18 protein-coding genes and 1 pseudogene are annotated in these 21,836 nt (G+C 40.1%); 9 read left to right on the top strand and 10 right to left on the bottom strand.

Annotated elements, in window-relative coordinates; genetic code table 11:
• Window positions 1-14: 14 nt before the first annotated feature.
• The 3 genes from J500_RS08795 to J500_RS08785 all read right to left on the bottom strand — a co-directional run bounded on the left by J500_RS08795 (window position 15) and on the right by J500_RS08785 (window position 3,480).
• Complete coding sequence (locus J500_RS08795) at window positions 15-1,550, bottom strand: flavin-containing monooxygenase (RefSeq protein ID WP_004998833.1); 1,536 nt, start codon at window positions 1,548-1,550, stop codon at window positions 15-17.
• A 78-nt stretch (window positions 1,551-1,628) separates the two neighbouring features.
• The gene (locus J500_RS08790; protein WP_004998835.1) at window positions 1,629-2,456 is read right to left on the bottom strand and encodes an SDR family NAD(P)-dependent oxidoreductase; all 828 of its coding nucleotides are present in this window, start codon (window positions 2,454-2,456) and stop codon (window positions 1,629-1,631) included.
• 61 nt (window positions 2,457-2,517) lie between these two features.
• Entirely contained in the window at window positions 2,518-3,480 is a 963-nt protein-coding gene (locus tag J500_RS08785) for a metal-dependent hydrolase (RefSeq protein ID WP_004998838.1), read from the bottom strand.
• Window positions 3,481-3,895: 415 nt separating this feature from the next.
• On the opposite strand from J500_RS08785, the gene J500_RS08780 reads away from it, so the two are divergent.
• Entirely contained in the window at window positions 3,896-4,513 is a 618-nt protein-coding gene (locus J500_RS08780) for a TetR/AcrR family transcriptional regulator (RefSeq protein ID WP_010588861.1), read from the top strand.
• A 9-nt stretch (window positions 4,514-4,522) separates the two neighbouring features.
• Here the strand turns inward: J500_RS08780 and J500_RS08775 are convergent, their stop codons facing one another.
• Both J500_RS08775 and mhpT read right to left on the bottom strand, forming a co-directional pair.
• Complete coding sequence (locus J500_RS08775) at window positions 4,523-4,996, bottom strand: MarR family winged helix-turn-helix transcriptional regulator (RefSeq protein ID WP_034699228.1); 474 nt, start codon at window positions 4,994-4,996, stop codon at window positions 4,523-4,525.
• A 61-nt stretch (window positions 4,997-5,057) separates the two neighbouring features.
• On the bottom strand, window positions 5,058-6,284 hold the full coding sequence (gene mhpT, locus J500_RS08770; RefSeq protein ID WP_004998850.1) for a 3-(3-hydroxy-phenyl)propionate transporter MhpT: 1,227 nt from the start codon (window positions 6,282-6,284) through the stop codon (window positions 5,058-5,060).
• A 251-nt stretch (window positions 6,285-6,535) separates the two neighbouring features.
• On the opposite strand from mhpT, the gene J500_RS08765 reads away from it, so the two are divergent.
• The 6 genes and pseudogenes from J500_RS08765 (at window position 6,536) to J500_RS08740 (ending at window position 13,832) form a co-directional block, all read left to right on the top strand.
• Complete coding sequence (locus tag J500_RS08765) at window positions 6,536-7,375, top strand: p-hydroxycinnamoyl CoA hydratase/lyase (RefSeq protein WP_171063844.1); 840 nt, start codon at window positions 6,536-6,538, stop codon at window positions 7,373-7,375.
• A gap of 36 nt (window positions 7,376-7,411) precedes the next feature.
• A complete protein-coding gene (locus J500_RS08760) occupies window positions 7,412-8,863 on the top strand; it encodes an aldehyde dehydrogenase (RefSeq protein ID WP_004998854.1) in 1,452 nt (483 codons plus the stop codon).
• 100 nt (window positions 8,864-8,963) lie between these two features.
• Window positions 8,964-10,850, top strand: coding sequence for a feruloyl-CoA synthase (locus J500_RS08755; protein ID WP_171063809.1), 1,887 nt, complete (start codon window positions 8,964-8,966; stop codon window positions 10,848-10,850).
• Window positions 10,851-10,925: 75 nt separating this feature from the next.
• Window positions 10,926-12,064 (top strand): annotated as a pseudogene (locus J500_RS08750) (acyl-CoA dehydrogenase family protein).
• An 82-nt stretch (window positions 12,065-12,146) separates the two neighbouring features.
• Window positions 12,147-13,397 (top strand): OprD family porin, encoded by a 1,251-nt coding sequence (locus J500_RS08745; protein ID WP_004998863.1) that lies wholly within the window; start codon window positions 12,147-12,149, stop codon window positions 13,395-13,397.
• A 54-nt stretch (window positions 13,398-13,451) separates the two neighbouring features.
• Window positions 13,452-13,832 (top strand): PaaI family thioesterase, encoded by a 381-nt coding sequence (locus tag J500_RS08740; RefSeq protein WP_004998865.1) that lies wholly within the window; start codon window positions 13,452-13,454, stop codon window positions 13,830-13,832.
• 70 nt (window positions 13,833-13,902) lie between these two features.
• Here the strand turns inward: J500_RS08740 and J500_RS08735 are convergent, their stop codons facing one another.
• From J500_RS08735 to J500_RS08725, 3 genes are read right to left on the bottom strand one after another with little or no spacing between them, the layout of a single operon-like run.
• Window positions 13,903-16,593 (bottom strand): TonB-dependent receptor, encoded by a 2,691-nt coding sequence (locus tag J500_RS08735; protein ID WP_004998869.1) that lies wholly within the window; start codon window positions 16,591-16,593, stop codon window positions 13,903-13,905.
• A 28-nt stretch (window positions 16,594-16,621) separates the two neighbouring features.
• On the bottom strand, window positions 16,622-17,611 hold the full coding sequence (locus tag J500_RS08730; RefSeq protein WP_004998870.1) for a FecR family protein: 990 nt from the start codon (window positions 17,609-17,611) through the stop codon (window positions 16,622-16,624).
• On the bottom strand, window positions 17,604-18,149 hold the full coding sequence (locus J500_RS08725) for a sigma-70 family RNA polymerase sigma factor (RefSeq protein ID WP_004998873.1): 546 nt from the start codon (window positions 18,147-18,149) through the stop codon (window positions 17,604-17,606). Before J500_RS08725 ends, J500_RS08730 begins: the two co-directional genes overlap by 8 nt.
• Window positions 18,150-18,342: 193 nt before the next feature.
• Here J500_RS08725 and J500_RS08720 point away from each other — a divergent pair, with 193 nt between their 5' ends.
• Together J500_RS08720 and J500_RS08715 are read left to right on the top strand one after the other, a co-directional pair.
• A complete protein-coding gene (locus tag J500_RS08720; RefSeq protein WP_004998874.1) occupies window positions 18,343-18,954 on the top strand; it encodes a biliverdin-producing heme oxygenase in 612 nt (203 codons plus the stop codon).
• 1 nt (window position 18,955) lies between these two features.
• Window positions 18,956-19,438, top strand: coding sequence for a YbaN family protein (locus J500_RS08715; protein ID WP_004998876.1), 483 nt, complete (start codon window positions 18,956-18,958; stop codon window positions 19,436-19,438).
• Between the two features lie 59 nt (window positions 19,439-19,497).
• On the opposite strand, the gene J500_RS08710 is transcribed toward J500_RS08715, so the two are convergent.
• Together J500_RS08710 and J500_RS08705 are read right to left on the bottom strand one after the other, a co-directional pair.
• Window positions 19,498-20,283 (bottom strand): 3-hydroxybutyrate dehydrogenase, encoded by a 786-nt coding sequence (locus J500_RS08710; protein ID WP_004998878.1) that lies wholly within the window; start codon window positions 20,281-20,283, stop codon window positions 19,498-19,500.
• 79 nt (window positions 20,284-20,362) lie between these two features.
• Window positions 20,363-21,796 (bottom strand): GntP family permease, encoded by a 1,434-nt coding sequence (locus J500_RS08705; protein WP_004998881.1) that lies wholly within the window; start codon window positions 21,794-21,796, stop codon window positions 20,363-20,365.
• Window positions 21,797-21,836 lie beyond the last annotated feature (40 nt).

Below are 21,836 nucleotides of genomic sequence, written 5' to 3'. Positions count from 1 at the left end.
AATAAACCAGAAAATTAAGCGTCTACTTTACTTTTGCTTAGATTGGTTTGGTAAGTCACTTCATAATCGCGTAGGTTCAAAGTTTTTAAACGCTGTTTTAATTTTTTTAACGACCACGGCCATGCGGCGAAGTTACGCCCATTGGCATCCAAATAATAACTTTTACAGCCACCTGCATTAAATACGGTGGTTTTTAAATGCTTTTGCACCAATTCATTATGCGCATGGATGACTTGGGGTTTAACACTTAATTTGGCAATATTGTGTTTTTTGATTTTTTGCAAACCATCAACAATATAATCTAATTGCGCTTCGGCTAAGCCAATAAATGAATCATACACCAACACATTTGGTCCGAGTACCAAGAACGCATTGGGTACATTTTCAATATTGGTTCCTAAATACGCTTCAGGAGAACTACTTTTCCATAAGTCATGCAGACATTCCCCTTTGTCATTATAAACACGGCGACCAATAGGAGGATGAGAGACTTCAAAGCCTGTTCCCCAAATAATCACATCAACTTCATGACGTTCACCATTGGCAGCAATTACCGTATTGCCTTCTACTTTGACCAAACCCTGTGGAATCAAATGCGTATTATCGGCTTGTAAAGCTGGATAGTAATTGTTGGCAAATAATAGACGCTTACAGCCAATGGTAAAATCTGGCGTCACATTTTTTAATAACTCAGGATCTTTTACCTGAACTTTTAGTACTTGTTTAAATACTTCACCGACAGGCTTTAAAACAGAAGGATTTCGCAAACCAAAGTTAATCGCATTCAGAGATTGTGCGACAGTTTTACGCCAAGTCGATTGAATCAGTGGAAATTTTTCAATGACAGATTTACCAAACTCACCCAGTTGCATATCTGGTTTTGGCACGACCCAAGGTGCAGTACGCTGAAAAACAAAGAGTTCTTTTGCTAAAGGTTGAATTTGTGGCACAAATTGAATCGCTGAAGCGCCTGTACCAATCACGGCAATACGTTTATCGGTTAAGTCATAGTCATGCTTCCATTTTGCTGAATGAAACATCTCGCCTGTAAAGGTTTCGATGCCCTCTAATTTTGGAATTTGCGCTTCGGTAATTGGTCCTGTCGCAAACACGACAGTACGAGAAAGATACTGTCCTTTATTGGTATCAAGCACCCAAATATTACGCTCATTGTCCCAAGCCGCTTTTTCAAGTTCAGTTTCAAATTCAATTTTTTCATGAACATTGAATATGTGGCTCACTTCTTCTAAATAACTGAGAATTTCAGGTTGACGCGCAAATAGATGACTCCATTTGCTACTTGGTGCAAATGAATAAGAATATAAAGCCGATGGTACATCGCAACCGCAACCCGGATAGGTATTTTCACGCCATGTCCCGCCTACACGACCTGCTTTTTCAATAATTTTGTAATCGGTATAACCGACTTGGTCGAGTCGAATCGCTGCTGCAATTCCTGAAATACCAGCACCGACAATAAACGTGTCATAAATATGCTGGGGTAATGCTTTGCTTTCAGCCGAGTTTAATTTTTTTGCTTGAGCTGTCATTTACAATATCCTTGTACTTGAAAAATAGATCTTTTAAAACGGCATTTGACCGAATTCCCATCTAAATTTCATCGTTGGTTATTTCATTAATCTGTAGGAAGTCCCTAGAAATTTTGCATAAAGATTGGGTGCTGTACGTTTCATCAACCAGAAAAGCTTGGCATCAAGCTGTGGGATGGTATAAAGCTTGTTGCGATCCAAACGATTCAGCGTCAGTTTTGCGACTTTGTCACTGGTGGTAAATGCCAGATGGGTCAGTGCATAATCCAGAATGCCTTTATGCGGCACTTTGCCATTTTTTATAATGTTGGTGGGTACTAAGGTTGGGCACAGTACATTCACCTTAATATCAAACTTTTTAAGCTCAGCAGACAATGTTTCTGATAATGCGCGTACCCCTGCTTTGCTGACGTTGTAGACGGTCATTTCAGGTGCAGCAGTATAGGATGCTGCTGAGGCCACATTGATAATCGCGCCATATCCAAGTTGCTTAAACTTAGGCACAAATGCCCGGCAGCCATGAATCACGCCCCATAAATTGACATCCATACACCATTGCCAATCCTCCATCGACATTTCATCAAATTTGCCACCCAAACCAATGCCTGCGTTATTAATGACCAGAGTGACTGGATTTTTCAGTAATTGTTCGGCCTGTTCAGCCAACTGTGCGACTTGTTCAGCTTTCGCTACATCACATTGCACAGAAAATGCAGTCGCGCCGAGTTGTTCAATCAGACTCACTGTTGCTTGAGCTGCCTCTAGATTGATATCTGAACACACCACCGTACCGCCGCGGCGCGCCAGTTCCAGTGCAAAACTACGACCAATACCACTGCCTGCGCCTGTTACAACAGCATAAGACTGTTGGCTTGGCTTTTTATTTTTTGAGCCAAATAATTTCATGGCATAACCTTTTTCCTGTCAGCATCTTGACTGAACATCTCTTTGTTGAATAACGCAGGACTTAATGACGTACTGGTGGTGTAAATGTTTTGATCAGATAAGGCGCAATCGCCCCGCCTTCGGAGAGTAGTTTGTCTTTGTAATATTCGAGATAAGCCGATGTGTCATGGTCATTCGGATGAAAATCAGGACGTAAATAATCAAATATCTGCCCTATAGTGCTACCAAATACACCATCTTTAGGACTAAAAATGAGGCTGACACCCCGACCTGCATCTTTCCAGAATTTTCGGGTCAACATGTCTTTTGGCTTGCGTAGCATAGGAACAAAAAGAGTGGAAAACGGAATCAAACCTAAAATTGTCCCCAATGCAATAAAAAACCCTGCGGCACGAAGTGAATAATTGCCATTGAGTAGCTGATAAACATCGTAGGCAATATCTTTATGCTCAGATTCTTCCAGCATATGCCACATCCACATAGCACGGGTTTTAGCATCATCAGAATAATAAAAATTCTTTTCATGCTTCATCATGTATTCGGCAAGCACCGCGGTAAAATGCTCAATCCCCGCCATCATGGAAAGCTTAAGCGGCTGTGGAAACTTTAAGAAAATATTGTCAAAGAATTTTTCGCCCAGGAAACGATATAAAGCAACGGGATAATTAATGGCTTCGTGTGCAATCGCATCATTAAACTCATTGTGTAATTTGGAATGAATCGCTTCTTGTCCAATCAAAGAAGTGACACGCTGTTTGAGAACAGGATCTTTGACCATATCTCGGTGAAAACGAGCTGTTTCAATCACTAAGTCTTCACCATAAGTCAAGAATACAGACAGTGTGGCGAAAAAAATCGTGGCAAACTGATTATTCATATAAAATGAAATATCAATATCCTGACCTTCAAATCCAATCGCGACATGACGAATTGGAATGGTCTGTTTCAAGGCATAATCAGGTTGTTCAAATTTTGGCGATGATTTGAAAGCTTGGACTGATTTTTTTACTGCGGTCGTGATCATGGCGACACCTACTTAAAGCATTCAATTTGTTACAACATTCAATATTTACCAAGTTCAATCATGCAAACTGAAATATTGTTCGCACTTTACTAACCATTTCATCCTAATCTGATCTTATGTTCGGATTCAATTCGGGTCTAAATGGCTGAGCTTATCTGCAAAAATCAAAGCGGTTAAAATGAATACTCCAGTTAAACTTACATAACATATTGTTTTTATGAAGAGCAAAATTATAAATTAGCAAAAAATAATCCTAATAATGAGCTTTTAAGCAAATGACATCATGCATTTATTGATCTTGATAAAATTAGATAAAATTCAGAATTTTTTGCTGTTCGGATTTATGTTTTTTAATTTGGTAAATATGGCCCGACATGATAACTTGAATAAATATTCGGATTTTAAGGATGTGATGTTGAGTACACGCAAACCGCGCCAGACTCGCGCAAAAGTCACGGTGGATACCATTATCGAAGCGGGTTTTATCTCTGTTGCTTTGCATGGCACCAGTGGTACAACGACTCGACATATTGCAGATATCGCAGGCGTGAGTGTGGGTTCACTGTATGAATATTTTAAAAACAAAGAAGAAATTTACGATGCGATGGCACATTCTTTTGTGCAGGAAATTCTGGAGATGATTCAAAATCTCACTCCGATCATTATGGATATGGAGCTAGAATCGGTCATTGAACTTATTTTCTATACCTTTCGCGATTTATTGACTCAAAATAATGAGCGCTATTTGATTTGTTTACGTTATGCGAGTGAGCTTAAATATGACAAATATATCAATCAGATTGAACGTGAACTCATGAATATTGTCATGAAATATATGATGAATAATCCAAAATATCTAAAAGTAAACAATCTGGCAGTGACTGCCTATGTCAGCATCAATAGCGGAATCTTTAATATTGCCCGCCATTTAATTTTGCCAAACCCCTATATCACTTTTGATGAATTGGTGCAGGGTTTAAAAACCATGATTATGAGCTACATCAATGTAGAACTGGCAAAAAGTGAACGCTAAATGAAAGTGTCACGTTTGGCGATCATCAATTGTGGTACTTAGGTTTTTCACCATAATTTCCAGATTATTGCGAATTAAATACGCCAAATGAATATCGACACCCTGTAACATCTGATGTTCCAGTTTTTCAACAATTTGATTACACGCTGCCAATTTTTCCAGACCTTTTCCAGTGACGGTCAATAAAATACGACGACCATGCGTTGGATCTGGTGTTTTTTCGATCCAGTCATTGACCAGCAAATCTTGTAAAATTTTATTGGCAGATTGCGGCTTAATAAAAGAACGCTCTGCTAATTGTGCATTTGAAAGATTCGGCTTGCCCGCCAAAACTGATAAAGTGGTAAATTGCGGCAAACTAATATTTAAATCTTTGAGATGTTCGGTGAGATGTTTACTAATGATTCGATCCACACGGGCAATCATATAGCTGAGTCTTGGTTCATCTTCTCGTTTTTTTTCAACTGAACTTGAGTTTGGCATCATGTTTGATCATCAAAATTTAAAGAAAGTATGAAGCCCTGCCCCATACTTTTCATTTTACTTAAGTTGTACTTTGGCTATGTGCTAACTGTACTGCCTGTTTAGGCTTTCTGACAAGCAGCAACGCAGAAATTGCAGCAATCAAAATCACAGGGATACTTGAACCAATGACGATTGTGGCACTTTGCCCTAATGATAATAAAAATCCTGCAAACAATGGCCCTGCAAATGAACCAATTCGCCCAATGGCAACCGCAGCACCAACACCTGTACCTCGCATTTCGGTTGGATAATACATCGCAGCTAGTCCATAAAGTGCAGATTGACCACCTACAATAAACAAACCACAACCCACCGCAGAAAGTGCCAATAAAGCGACTGTTGGAGAAATCGATAAACAGCAAAGCGCGATCAAGATTCCTGCATAAATAAATTTGATGACCGTTGCCATGCGCATTTGATCCAATAACATCCCCATCAGGATTGATCCGAAAATTCCCCCTATGTTATAGCCCATTTGTACATAGTTAGCTTCTAGTTTGGACAGTCCTTGTGCGCCCATGAGTAGCGGCAGCCAGTTCAGCAAAAAATATAAAACCACGAGTGTACAAAAGAAACTGACCCAAATTTGCAAGGTCGACATACGTCTTTCTTTGGCAAATAGCACTTCAAAAAAAGGCGTTGGTGCTTGTGTTTTTTGTTGCAAATAACTTTTTGACTCGGGTAGATACTTCATCAATAACGGAATTAACAAGATAGGCGCAATACCGCCCACATAGAAAATATGTCGCCATTCGCTATCGCCTGCTAACAACATTGCAACCACCGAAGTCAGCAATCCACCAAAAGGGATCCCGCTATACATAATACTGACTGCGGTCGCTTTTCGATTTTCAGCAACAGCTTCAGAAGCCAAAGTGATCATCATCGGTAAAGCGCCGCCCATACCCAACCCTGTAAAAAAACGGATAAGTAAAAGCAAAGTATAATTTTCGGCATAGGCGGTGAGTAAAGACATCACACCAAAAATGAGAATACTCAGAATTAAAATTTTCTTACGTCCAATAATATCGGCCAGTCGTCCACCAATAATTGCACCAGGCAAGGTTCCAATAATAGCAGCACTAAATGCCCAAGCCATTTGGGCATTATCCAACATAAACTCCGCACGCATACGTGGCGCTGCTACACCCATTGATTGAAGATCAAAACCTTCAAAGCTTGCGATGGCAAAACAGAGTAGTAAAGTCAGTTTCGCCCTTCCTGACGGATTCAATACTTTATCCATAGTCCTTTCCTTATTTAGACCATATTTCCATGACATTTTTTATTGTGTAGTGTTTAAAAAACACCGTTAAAATATCAGTTAAGCTTATAAAAAAATCAATAGTATTTTATAAATATTTTTTAATTTAAATTTTTTATTTATATTTTTCATATAATTATGAAAAATATTAAATATTTCTCAAAAAAGACTTGAATGTAAGTTTAACTGATATTAAATTAAATCCAGAACAACACCATTGTCATTCAAGGAGAATACACATGACATATGAAAAACGCTGGGAAACCGTTGATGTACAACTTGAAAATGGTATCGCATGGGTCATTTTAAATCGTCCCGAAAAGAAAAATGCCATGAGTCCAACCCTTAACCGTGAAATGATTGATGTACTTGAAACACTCGAACTTGATCAAAATGCCAAAGTTTTAGTTTTAACAGGTGCTGGTGATTCTTGGACTGCGGGAATGGATTTAAAAGAATACTTCCGTGAAGTAGATACACAACCTGAAATTTTTCAAGAACGTATTCGCCGTGATTCATGTCGCTGGCAATGGCAATTACTCAGAATGTACTCAAAACCCACGATTGCGATGGTGAATGGCTGGTGTTTTGGTGGCGGTTTCTCTCCATTAGTGGCGTGTGATCTTGCGCTTGCAGCAGATGAAGCAACTTTTGGTCTATCTGAAATTAACTGGGGTATTCCACCGGGTAACTTGGTGAGTAAAGCAATGGCCGATACCGTGGGGCATCGTGCATCATTGTATTACATCATGACAGGTAAAACCTTTAGCGGTAAAGAAGCTGAACAAATGGGCTTAATTAATAAAAGCGTTCCTTTGGCTCAACTTAAAGCGGAAGTCACTGAATTGGCAAACTGCCTGCTTGAAAAAAACCCTGTAGTATTGCGTACCGCGAAAAATGGTTTTAAACGCTGCCGCGAACTGACTTGGGATCAAAACGAAGACTATTTATATGCCAAACTGGATCAATGTAATCACCGTGATACAGAAGGTGGTCGTGAAGAAGGACTGAAACAATTCTTGGACGAAAAATCGATTAAACCGGGTTTACAGAGCTATAAGCGTACTGGTTAACTTTTGATTTTTATTGGCTATGTAAGGACACAACCCATGCAAAATGTACAGTTACTCATCCACGGTCAATCGCTTGACGCATCTAATGGCGCAAGCTTTGAACGCATCAGCCCGATTAACGGTCAGGTTGCTAGTATTGCATCTGCCGCAACGCTTGAAGATGTTGACCGTGCCATTGAATCGGCGCAACAAGCTTTTCAGATTTGGTCAAAACTGTCTCCAACTGAACGTCGTTTACGCTTATTAAAAGCAGCAGATTTAATGGATCAACATACTGATCAATTTATTCATATTGGGATGCAGGAAACAGGGTCGACTGCGACTTGGTATGGGTTTAATGTGCATCTTGCCGCCAATATGCTGCGTGAAGCTGCTGCCATGACCACACAGATTGATGGCAGTCTGATTCCCTCGGATGTCCCGGGTAATCTGGCGATGGGGATTCGTGTTCCATGCGGTGTGGTGGTTGGAATCGCACCGTGGAATGCACCTGTGATTTTACCCACTCGTGCTTTAGCAATGCCGCTTGCCTGTGGTAATACCGTCGTATTAAAAGCATCTGAAGCCTGCCCTGCCACGCATCGTTTAATTGGACAGATTTTAAATGAGGCTGGATTAGGTGATGGCGTGGTCAATGTCATTACCCATGCCCCAGAAGATGCACCACAGATTGTTCAGCGTTTAGTCGAACATCCTGCGGTAAACCGAATTAATTTTACGGGTTCCACCAAAGTTGGGAAAATCATTGCAGAAACTGCGGCGAAATATTTAAAACCAGTGTTGCTAGAACTTGGTGGTAAAGCGCCTGTTGTCATCTTAAATGAAGCTGATCTGGATGAAGCAGTCAATGCCGTTGCATTTGGTGCCTTTTTTAATCAGGGTCAGATCTGTATGTCGACTGAACGAGTATTAGTGCAACAGAGTATAGCCGATCAGTTTATTGAAAAACTAATTGCAAAAACCAAATCACTAAAAGCTGGCAATCCAACTGATCAGCAGAATATGTTAGCTGTGTTAGAAAGCCGTCGAGCTGCCGAGCGTATTCAACATTTACTTGAAGATGCAAAAGCCAAAGGTGCAGATTTACCTTTGGGCATTCAAGTTCAAAATACCACCATGCAACCCACACTGGTACTGAATATTCAGCCTGAGATGTTGTTGTACCGTGAAGAATCTTTTGGGCCTGTATGCACAGTACAACGCTTTGAGACGCTTGAAGAAGGTATTGCACTGGCCAATGACAGTGAGTTTGGTTTGTCATCTGCTGTATTTAGCCAAAACTTTGCTCAAGCCTTTGAAGTCGCCAAGCAGATTGATTCAGGTATTTGTCATATTAATGGTGCCACTGTACATGATGAAGCACAAATGCCATTTGGTGGAACCAAATCGAGCGGTTATGGACGTTTTGGTAGTAAGGCTTCCATCGCTGAATTTACCGAATTGAGATGGATTACGGTTCAAACTCAATCACGGCACTATCCGATTTAAAGGTCAATTTAACTGAAGCGGTTAAATAACCACAATAAACATTGAATGAATAAAAAAATTGCATGATGCAAAACAAGCGCAGTGATGCGCTTTCCACGGAGTGAAAGAAATGCAAATGAATGCCACTCAATCACAAGATCGTGAACGGTTTGTTCAACTTGGATCACATGATGTTGAGTATCAATATCAAGGTCAGGTACTTTATATTCAACCTACAGAGCAGTTAAAGCCCTATCCGCAAAAGCTCACAGATCGCCTGATTCATTTTGCAGAAAATAAGCCTGATCATATTTTTGCTGCAAAACGTAATGCTCAGGGTCAATGGGTCAAATTGAGTTATGCCGATACCTTGCAACGCGCTTGGCACATTGCTCAAGCATTGCATCAACGTAATTTAAGTCAGGAACGACCATTACTCATTCTGTCGGGTAATGATCTGGAACATTTAACCTTATCGATGGGTGCAATGTTGGCAGGTGTTCCATTCTCTGCCATTTCCCCTGCTTATTCTCTGATTTCTCAGGATTTCGGTAAGCTTAAACATATCTTTGAAGTACTCACTCCGGGCATGATTTATGCCAGTGATGGACAGGCGTTTAGCAAAGCGATCCAAACTTGTACAACATCCGATATCGAAGTCATTACCAATACGGGAATTGTTGGGCAGCAGCAATGTACCTCTTTTCAATCCTTGCTGGATACCCCTGTGACCAATGTTCAGGAGTTTTATCAAACACTGGATGAACACCAGATTGCCAAATTTTTGTTTACCTCTGGTTCGACTAAACTGCCTAAAGCTGTACCAACCACGCATTTGATGCTGTGTGTGAATCAGCAAATGTTATTACAAACCTTTCCAGAATTTGAGCAGACCCCGCCCGTATTACTGGATTGGTTGTCTTGGCATCATACTTTTGGGGGTAGCCATAATGTCGGCATCGCTCTGTATAACGGAGGTACAATTTATATTGATGATGGCAAACCCGTTGCAGGCAAGTTTGATGAGACCATTCGCAACTTAAAAGAAATCTCCCCGACGGTCTATTTAAATGTGCCGAAAGGTTGGGAAGAACTCACGGATGCTTTGGAAAAAGATGCTGAGTTACGTGATCGCTTTTTTAAAGATGTCAAAATTCTATTTTTCGCAGGTGCAGCATTGTCCGAAGCAGGCTGGAATCGTCTGGATAAAATTGCACAAGCACATTGCGGTGAAAAAATTCGGATTATGAGTGGTCTCGGTATGACTGAAACTGCGCCTTCTTGTGCCTTTACAACAGGGCCAAAAGTCATGGCAGGCTTTATTGGTTACCCTGCGCCTGGTTGTGAAATTAAACTGGTGCCACACGGTGATAAAATGGAATTTTGTGTGCGTGGTAAACACGTCATGCAGGGTTATTGGCGTTTAAAATCCGATCAACAAAGTATCGTATTTGACGATGAAGGCTTTTTTCATACGGGTGATGCCGTGTGCTTGGTATGCCCCAATGATCCAACACAAGGACTGATGTATGACGGACGAATTGCAGAGGACTTTAAGCTCAATACTGGTACTTTTGTTAATGTAGGAACCCTACGCAATAAAGTCCTGATTCAAGGCAATTTACTGATTCAGGATGTCTGTATTACAGGGTCTAACCTAAATGCCATTGGTTTTCTGATTTTTCCAAAATTGGATGTTTGTGCACAATATGCAGATTTAACTTTTAAAGATCATCCTGCCGAAGAAATTTTAAAACATCCCAAAGTACAGCAATGGTTCCGCCAATTTTTATTAAATTTTAATAAAGACGCAACAGGAAGCTCTAATCGGGTGTCGATGCTGTATTTAATGACCGAACCGCCACAACTTGATGCAGGAGAAGTCACCGATAAAGGAAATCTGAATCAAAGCAACATCGCTAAGCGTCGAGCGGATTTGATTGAAGAACTTTATCAAAAGCAAACGGACAATCCCCTGATTATTCGGATTCCTGTCCTAAACCACTAATCCTTTGAAATTACATAAGAAGTTCAAATTTACTTTTGAGCTTCCTCCTTAGTTTTGCCCTAAAAAAGGTGAAATATGCAATACAATACGGAATTTGAACTATTTCGAGATAATTATCGACGTTTTCTAAAAGAACAAGTCGCTCCTTATTATGAACAATGGGAACAGGATGGCTTAATTCCACGAAAGCTTTGGAATCAACTGGGTGAAAATGGTTTTTTATGCGTCGATGTTCCAGAAGAATATGGCGGCTATGGCGCACCTATCCATTACTCACTGATGCTAGTTCAAGAAACTGCACAGGCAGGATTTACCTCTTTGGCAGTTGCCATCGGTGGGCAAAATGAATTGGTTTCGCCCTATATTCAAAATATCGGTACTGAAGCACAGAAAAAATATTGGCTTCCTAAAATGGTGACAGGTGAAGTGGTCACAGCGATTGCCATGACTGAAGCCAATGCTGGTTCTGATTTACAGGCAATCCGTACACAAGCCATATTAACTGACGACGACTATATCGTTGATGGTTCAAAACATTTATTTCCAATGGCTTACATGCAGACTTAATTGTATTGGTGGCAAAAACCACTCCACAGGCAGGCGCTAAAGGCATATCGTTATTTTTAGTTGATGCCCATTTACAAGGCGTAAAAAAAGGACGCTCACTGAAAAAAATTGGTTTACATGCACAAGATACCGCCGAACTATTTTTTGATCAGGTCAAAGTTCCCACTTCACAACGTTTAGGCAATGAAGGACAAGGCTTTGCTTACTTAATGCAAGAATTACCGCGTGAACGCCTGAGCATTTCCATGATGGCACTTGGGTCAATTTTGGGTGCAATTGAACTGACTAAAGACTATGTCTTACAACGCAAAGCCTTTGGTCAACCCTTAAGCCAAATGCAAAATACCCGATTTGTACTTGCCAATGCGCAAATTAAAGCCAAAGCCGCACAAGCTTTTGTCGATCAATGTGCTGAGATGTATAGCCAACAGCAACTCAGCGTCAACCACGTCGCCGCACTGAAATGTTTTATCACCGATACCCAATGTGATGTGATTGACCAATTACTACAACTGTTTGGTGGCTATGGCTACATGCAGGAATATCCAATTTCACGTTTCTTTGTCGATGCCCGCGTGCAAAAAATTTACGGCGGAACCAACGAGATTATGAAAGAAATCGTGGCGCGTGAACTCTTGGGAAAATAATTCAAATTTTAACAGCGAAGCAAGGCAGAAAGAACAAACAAGTCTTGCTTAAAACAACAATGATATTTCAGGATGAAATGCCATGTCTAAATTATGGATGTACTCCACGCTTATGCTTTCTAGCTCTGTATTTGCGGGGAATTTTATCGATAACAGTAGCGTAGAATTGACTACACGCAACTTTTATTTTGACCGCGATTATCAGGAGCTTTCCAAATATCCAGCAGCGAAGGACTGGACACAAGGCTTTATTTTCAAGGCCAATTCAGGCTATACCGAAGGAACAGTGGGCTTTGGTCTGGATATTCTCGCCACCGCTGGTTTTAAGCTGGATGCCAGTGCGAAATATGCAGGAACTGGAAATCTACCGCGAGACACTGCCACCAATGAACCCGCATCAAGTTACGGTGAAATCGGTGTCACGGCTAAAGCTAAAATTAGTCAGACTGAACTTAAAATAGGAACGCTTAGACCGATGAATCCTGTTTTAGTCGCTTCTCCTGCCCGTTTGTTACCACAAACTTATCGTGGAATTTCACTAGAATCTAAAGATGTAAAAGATTTTGAATTACAGGCTGCTTATATTGATAAAGTGAATCAACGTGATTCGACTAATTTTGAAAATATCAGAATTTCAGCAGTAAATGGACGTTTTAAAAATGCTGAAACTGATGGATTGTACTATGCAGGCGGATATTACAATGTCAATTCGAGTTTACGTTTAGGTTTATTCTATCTGGATGTGAATAATCTTTATGATCAATGGACAACAGGTTTTTTACACAAATGGGAGATCAACCCAACCACACGATTGAGTAGTTATTTACATTATTATCGAAGTCGTGATGAAGGCAATGCAAAAGCAGGCTTAGTCGAGAATGACTTATATCATGCGCATTTTGAACTGAAGCATCAAAATCATAAATTTATTTTTGGGACATTTCAGCATCATGGTGAAACTGCGTTTCCTTATTTAAGTGGTGGAGAAACAGGACTACTGATTGATACATGGCCAGGCGAGTTTCTCAATCCCAAAGAACAAGCTTATAGTTTCCGCTATGAATATGATTTTAAGGATTATGTTCCGGGTTTACGCTTTATGACACGCTATACCATGGGACGAAATATTTATGCGCCCAATCTGGGTGGAACCAATTTAAAAGAGCGCGAAACTGATTTTGATCTGGGCTATACCATTCAAAGCGGTTGGCTCAAAAATCTGGGACTTCGCGCACGTTATGCCATCTACGACAATAACATGTCGGCCAACGCCAATATCAAACCTGTGAATGAAACCCGTATCAATATTGATTATACGTGGAAATTTAAATAACACTGATAGGCTCTAGATCATCGGGAGCCTACTCCAATTTATGGAAAATAAAAAATGGATATGACTAACAAACTTCCTCCTATTCACTATTTGCTAGGCGGACATCATATTCAATGGAACGATCAAGCGCAGCAACTTGAAATTGATTATGTCGCATTAGAAAGTTTTACCAACCCTAGAGGTACCGTTGAAGGTGGTATGATTTGCGCAATGTTGGATGATGTGATGGGCTTATTTGCATTTCTGGCGAATGATCGACAACCTGCTACCACGATTAATCTGACATTAGATTTTCTACGCCCATGTCAGGTTGGTGTCGTCCAGACCAAATGTCGCTTTGTAAAGCAAGGTAAATCTATTTTAAATATCGAAAGTGAAGCATGGCAAAACCATAAAATACTGGCACGAAGTACAGCTAATTTTATGGTGCTTTAAGTTTCAGTTGAACCCACAAAAGAGAAAGAAAACCCGTTGCTTTCTTTCTCAAACCATTCATTACTTAATTTTAAAAACGCTGAGAGATACTCAACTTAAAGTCACGTCCAGTACCTGTCATATATTCTCCCAGATACATTTTGTAGTCACGGTTAAATAGGTTATCAATAGAGAAATTCAACTGAGGGCCATTTTCACCGACTGGCTGCCAATCGATAAAAATACCGTGCAAAGCATAGCCTTTAGTATGAGGCAATGAAAAACCAGAAGCCCCAATTGAATAATCCGTATTTAAAATACTTCTGGTTTGCGCATCTACAAAAATTCCACGCCAGCCCATGGTCAAATCATGTTCAGGAACATTGACACCTAGCGTAGCTGTCGCCTTGCGTGGAGGTATTTGTTCAATCCATGTTTTTTGATTAAACCATGGATTAACAGGAGAATTATCACGTTGACCACGCACATAAGAATAGGTTAAACCTGCAAAATAGGTGGGCTGATTATAAAATAGCTCTGCTTCATAAGCTTTAATGGTGTAATCAGTAATATTTCTGTAAAAACCATGATCATATTGGCCATTACACACACTGGCATTCGCACTTCCACCCTGTGCAATAATCTCGGCTTGTGCCTGACAGAAAACCGAACGATTACGGAAAATTTCGTCTGAACCGCGGTTATGATAATAGCTAAGACGGATCTGTAAATGATCATCATCTGTCAAAAGCTGATCAAAATTCATTTCATTACCAAGTCTTATCGCCAACATTTTTTCGGGACGCAAATACAGACTGGTCGCAGATACCGTAGAACTTGGGCCATCATTATAATATTGCTCATCAACGCGCGGCGCACGCCATGTTTTGCTGATATTAGCAAACCACGTGAGGTAATCTGCCTGTTTCCATGCCAGTGCTAAACGGGGTGACCAGCCTGTATAGCTTTTTTCTGAATAATCATGACCTGCTTCAGCCGTGCTATAACGTGGAGCCAGATTGCCATAACCCTGATTGATAATATTGTCATAACGTAAAGACGGCGTAATCGTAACTGCCCCAATCTGATATTGATCTTCAACAAATGCGCTATACATTTGCTGATCACCTGCGGGCATATAATTTGGTTGATAGAGTCCATAATTATATTGAGGATTATTCAGATAAGAGCGAACCAACATCAAAGAGTTTTGCTTCATCTTTTGATATTGTGCCCCGATTTTTAGCTTATGTGTACCATACGCCGTATCAATATCACTGATATTTAAAAGTTTTAGTGCTGTATTGGTATAGTTCACCCAGCTTTCATCGCCAAGATTGGCCGCTGAAAAAGAAACCCCTTCCAAACGTTTATCATGTTGTTTGGTTTTTGAATAAGAAAAATTTGCTTTGAAATTAATATAAGGATTCGCAGCAGGATTGAACTCATAACCGGCGGAATAGCTTGTATCTTTTTGGTCACGATAGACTAAACGGCGTTTCCATGCTTCGTCATAGCCATACTTTGCAATATCTGCGGCACTCGGAACAGCATCCTGATCACGCATTGCAGCAAAAGGTTCCCAGCCTGTATGGCTACTTTGCATGGCATTGAAAGAAATCTTTTGGCTTTCATCTGGACGAATATTCAGTTTTGCTAAATATGTGTCCTGTTCCTGAGCTGAATATAAAAAAGAGGTTCCATCTGGACGCTCTACATTATCGCTATCGCGTTTGGTATAGTAAAACAGCCCATCCAACAGATTATTTTCAGTTTTTCCATACACTGCACCCGTATAAGTATTTTGTTGGTTATTACTAAATCGCGAATACTTTAGAAATGCGCCGACATTTTTATTTTGTTTTAATAGATCTTGCGCATCTCTGGTTTCCAGTGTCACCTTTCCGCCAAAACCGCCATTACCAACTTCAACATTATGCGGACCTTTATCGACCGTAACCCGTTTTAAAATTTCAGGTTCAATAAAGACTGACCCTTGTCGATATTTATCAAAAGATTTGACCGAATCATCCAGTGTAATGGGAACATCTTCAACTCCTCCCATACCCAGAATATTAATGGTTTGTCCGCCGGGTCTAGGAGAGCCAGCCGAAGATACCCCAGGCATGGTGTCTAATAGTTGTGCAACATTATTGGCCTGATAACGATCAATCGCGGTCTGATTTAAAACGCTTTGCCCAAACTGAACCGTATCTGAATTTTCTGCCTGCGTAGAAAGGGTTGGCATTTGATATAACTGATGATTATCCTGATAGAGAATTGAAGATGAATTCAGTTGCCCTTTTTTTATGGCACTTGAAGCCCCCACACTTTTTTCATCAGACTGTTCATTTTCTGGTTTCTTATCCACCAATAAGTAACCTGCCGATGATTTCATCATCTGAAAAGGCGTATTTTCAATCAATCTGGCAAATGCTTGCTCAACTGTATAATTGCCTTTTATCGCACTTACTTGGTAACGATTGGTCTTCTTTGCATCCATCAGTAATGAAACATTGGCTTGCAATGCCACACTATTGAGCGCCTGAGTCAAAGAACCACGCTCCACTTGAAAGAAAGCAAAAGAATTGCTACTTGCAGCGTATATAGGGGCTGAAACGCAACTGACAGAAATTGCCAGAGAAACGGCCAACGCTATTTTTTGTAGAGAATATTGGGAAGATAAAATGTGCATTAAAACGATAGCCCCACTTAAATGATAATCATTAACTAAGCCAATTAGCAAATAATTGCTGTTCTTCCCTATATGACGCACCACCATCCAAAAACACGCAATTTGTCGTTATTTTCTAACTTTCAAGCTGAATAATAAAAACATGACTTCCTATTTTTTGAATATTTAATTGTGGATATTGAGCTTTGATTAAGTTTAAAGTTTGTTCAACATCCTGCTGAGCATCAATCACCCCGTTGACTTTGAATGACTCAAGTACAGATGCGCGATAAATAAAATAAACGTTATGCTGTCGATTTAGACGTTCTAGTAAATCAGGTAAAGCCAGATTATCGGCTAAAATCTGGTTGTGTTGCCATGCAAATTCAGTAGATTGAATTGCAATCGGTTGAATCGGTCCAAAGCCATGCGCGTCAGCTTGTACCTTTTCACCAGCATGTACACGCTGACGTTGATTGACCTGCTTCGCACTTGCTTCAACACTTGAATGCAACATGCTAATACTGCTGTTTTCACGATTTTGATGCACAATAAATCGTGTTCCTAATGCCTTGTAATCGGCTTGCTTTGATTGCACGATGAATGGCCGATGTTTGTCTTTTGCGACATCCACATAAATCTCACCCTGAACCAGTTCAACCTGACGTATCTGTGAATTAAAATGCAATTTGATGGCAGATTTAGCCCCTAGCGTAATTTTTGAACCATCTTTAAGTACAAATGACTGCATACTTCCCGTTGCAGTTTTATAATCTGCGGTGTAATAAGCATAGGGAAAATAATGGTAGGTCAAAATACTGAATAGCCCAATAAAACCAATGCCCAATATCCCACGACCAAAAGCCTTTTTTAGCTGTTGTTGACTTTGTTGAGTGTGTTTTAGCGACTTTTGCAAGGTCTGGCTATGAATACGGTGTGTTTCCTGAAGTTGTTTTAATTCGTCAGAAAAGCGACTAATTTTATCGAATTGATCATGATATTCGGGATGCTGTCGTTGCCAATGCTCAAATTCGACTTGAGCTTGAGAACGTTCAATCGGATCATCTGTGTTTAAACGAATAATCCATAAAGATAATTCTTTTTGTAATTTTTTTGGGTCAGTCATGTTCCGACTCAAGCAACTGTTCTCGTGCTTCAAGACATAGATTTAGACAATCTGCTAAATAAGTTTGCGTCGTCCTTAAAGATTTACCAATCCGTTCAGCGATTTCACTTTGATTGTAACCTTCAAAGTAATACATCAGAAAAGCTTTTCTTGCCAATACTGGGCTTTCATTTAAAGCGATTGTTAAAAAATCTAAAATTTGTACCACTTCTTCAAGTTGATTATTTGATAATTCAATCTCTTGAAGTTGTAACTCTCCTGCTAGAGTTTCCAGATAGCTTTGCTCTAATACATAACGTCGATGCTTATCAATTAGTACATTTTTGGCAACATTGACTAAATAAGCTCTTGGTTCCTGAATTCCGAGTAGTTTTTGCCGAGTTTGTAATAACTTAACAAAAGTATCTTGTACCAGATCGGCTGCATTAAAAGGATAACGAATGCGATAGCTAAGCCACTGTTGAAGCCAATCATGATGATCCAGATACATTTCATGAATGAATTGTTTCTGTGCAGTTGGAGAGAAAGATTGATCCATAGCAAAATATTGAATGAATAATATAAACAAGAATTATTATCATTTATTAATGTGATTATTGTAAACTATTTCTGAACGATATTTTCTATAAAAAAGCGGCATTTCTTATTGCGTCTTTTTCTATCCTCCTTCGTCATAGCGTATATAGACCTTTATTTACTCCGCAAATATACATCTTTATTTAGGTAACGATATGAACCAATCCGTTGGCAAAACAGACATTCAACATCATATAAGTTCAGCACTATCACTTCGCTTAAAAACTGAAACAGCAGCAGAACATGAACATATGCATCACTTAATGGCTCAGGCAGATGTTTTTGCAAGTCGAATGCATTATGCAAAATTTACACTGGCTCAATATTATTTTCAGCGTGATGTTGAGTATTTATTTAAATATCCAGAAATCATTGATTTTATTCCTGATCTGGATGTTCGTGGTCGTTCAGACGCAGCGTTTAAAGATTTACAAGATTTAGGAGTTTCACCCACAGATCTTAATATCGCGAGTCAGGATGCCAATGCACTTGAAGCGCTAGGCTGGATTTACGTTTCTGAAGGTTCAACGCTCGGAGCTGCGTTTTTATTTAAGGAAGCCAAAACCAAGCTGGAACTTTCCGAAGAATTTGGTGCACGAAATCTGGCTGCTTATCCTGAAGGCAGAGCAAAAGTCTGGAAACGCTTTGTTCAGGCACTCGATGATGCAGGTTTAAGTCAAACTGAACAGGATCAGGTCGTACAAGGTGCAATGAATGGTTTTGCCCGCTTTGCATCGCTATTAACCACAGTAAATACAGATCAGTAAAATGTCAGTACCCACCCATCCGTCCAAGTTGCCCTCAACCTCTGATCACCTAAATCATGATCAGATCGAGCTCACTACATCTAAAAATATACATCATGAAAGCTTATCTAAATCCAGCTTTTTAAGAATTGTATTTATAGGTCTGTCTTGCTTGGGCCTGAGTATTGGTGTGATTGGTTTGTTTGTTCCGGGTTTACCTACAGTTGAGTTTGTATTACTCGCAGCTTTTTTTGCAGGAAAAGGCTCTTCCAGATTACATCAATGGTTTTACCAGCATAAATTATTTGGTCCCATGATTCGTAACTGGCAAGATCAGCGTCAAGTTTCCAGAAAATCAAAATATATGATGGCTGTTAGTATGACACTTGCTAGCAGCATCTTGATACTTCATGTACCTCATTTCTGGTTTAACCTTGTATGTATTCTATTCATGCTGCTTGTTTTTATCTGGGTTTGGCGGCGACCTGAACCCGAGAAAATTTAAAATGCAAAACACGAGTGATAAAAAAGACCACACATCGTGGTCTTTTTTATCAGAACAAACTACTGAGCAGTATATCCGCCATCCATCACTACAGCTTGTCCTGTCACTCCACCTGCCTTTTCACTGCACAAGAAAATCGCATAATCGGCAATTTCCTCAACAGTGAGAAGGCGTTTTTGCGGCACCATCGCCAAAATCACATCTTCCAACGCACTGGTTTCACTCACATTTCGCGTTTTAGCCAAATCGGCAATTTGCCCACGAACCAATGGTGTATCCACATAGCCAGGACACAAAGCATTTACTGTAACACCATCACGTGCGCATTCCAGAGCAGCAACTTTAGTTAAACCAATCACACCATGCTTAGCGCTGTTATAGCCTGCCTTGCCTGCAAAACCGATTAAGCCATTAATCGATGCCATATTGATAATACGACCTGATTTTTGTGCTTTCATAATTGGGAAAGCATGTTTAATGCCGATAAATGAACCCGTTAGCATCACCGCAATCAGTTTTTGATACACTTCGGTTGGGAATTCCTCAATTGCTGCCACATGTTGAAACCCTGCATTATTAATTAAAATATCCAGTGTTCCGAATGTTTTTTGCGTTAGTTCAATTGCAGCTTGATAGGCTTGTTCATTGTTCACATCACAAGGCGCCGAGATAGCAGTAAAACCTTCGCTTTTGAGCTGTTGTGCAGCTTCTTCACATTTTTGCGCATTCATATCTGAAATAACCACTTTTGCACCTTCCAATGCAAATTTTTTCGCTATTTCCAGACCAATACCGCTCGCAGAACCTGTAATAAAAGCCACCTTACCATCGAGTTGTTTTGTCACGTTCTTTCTCCTGCCTCATTTATAAAATGCCTTGATTTTTTAAACCAAAACAAGTTCATAGCTTATTTTGATCAATCAATTACACAATTCCGAACCATGTAAATGCAGCTATCGCCACAAATACTGCAACTGTTTTAATGATCGTAACTGCAAAAATATCTTTATAAGATTGCTTATGTGTTAAACCTGTTACAGCGAGTAAGGTAATGACTGCGCCATTGTGTGGAAGTGTGTCCATGCCACCCGATGCCATCGCCACAATACGATGCATCACTTCAGGCGGAATACCCGCAGCCAAAATAGCAGCATTGTACTGCTCTGCCATGGCACTCAAAGCGATACTCATCCCGCCTGATGCTGAACCTGTAATCCCTGCCAATACAGTTGTGGTCACCGCACCATTCACCAAAGGATTGGTAAATGCCGTTCCCAATGCATGACTCACTAAAGCAAAACCGGGTAAAGCCGCAATAATCGCACCGAAACCATATTCGGACGCGGTGTTCATGACAGCCAAAAGCGAACCGCCAATACTGGCATTTACACCTTCTTTAAATTGGCTCGCCACACGACCATAATCAAATAAAATAGCCGCAATAATCCCAACAATCAGTGCCAAACCGACCGCCCAAATCGCACCCGTTTTTGCAACATCAACCGTATAATTTGCAAGACCAATTGCATTAAAATCAAAACCGTTTGGGTACCATGTTTTAATTGCTGTCGATAAATATTTATTCATCACTGCAACTAACACCAAAGGAACGAAGGCTAGAATCTGACGAATAACCGAACCATTATCACGCGCATTTTCCTGTACAAGATTTACATCAGAATCAACACTATTTGCAGAATTATCTGAAACAAAACCTGCATAGCCTTCCCCTGCTTGAGCAGCTACACGTCGACGCCATTCTAGGTATAACAAACCTGTACTCAATACAAAAATCGCACCAATAATCCCTAAAAATGGAGCAGCATAAATATTGGTTCCAAAGAATGTTGTTGGTATCACGTTTTGAATTTGTGGCGTTCCCGGTAGCGCGTCCATGGTAAAGGTAAATGCACCAAGTGCGATCGTGCCAGGAATTAAGCGCTTCGGAATATTGGCTTGTTGAAATAATTGATTGGCAAATGGATAAATCGCAAACACTGCCACGAATAAACTGACACCGCTGTAGGTCAAAATTGCGCCTAATATCACCACGGTCAAAATTGCTTTTTTTGCACCGATGAGGTTTACAATAGTTTTTGCAATCGACTCAGCGATCCCTGACATTTCAACCACTTTGCCAAAAATTGCACCGAGTAAAAATACCAGAAAATAATCCTTGATAAAGTTGACCATTTTCGGCATGAAAACGCCTGAGTAAAAAGGCAAGACATTACTTGGATTGATTAAAAAAACCGCCAATAACGCACATAACGGTGCCATCAAGATGACTGAAAACCCGCGATAAGCGGTGTACATCAGTAAGCCTAAAGACAGCAGAATAACAAATAAATCCCACATATTCTTTCTTACTCCATTATGAAGAATATAAATTAGGTTT

It is taken from the genome of Acinetobacter sp. 479375 (assembly GCF_000581715.1).
GTDB classification, from domain to species: Bacteria; Pseudomonadota; Gammaproteobacteria; order Pseudomonadales; family Moraxellaceae; genus Acinetobacter; species Acinetobacter ursingii.
Note: the sequence above shows the minus strand (reverse complement) of the source record. Positions and strands in the feature narration are given on the sequence as shown.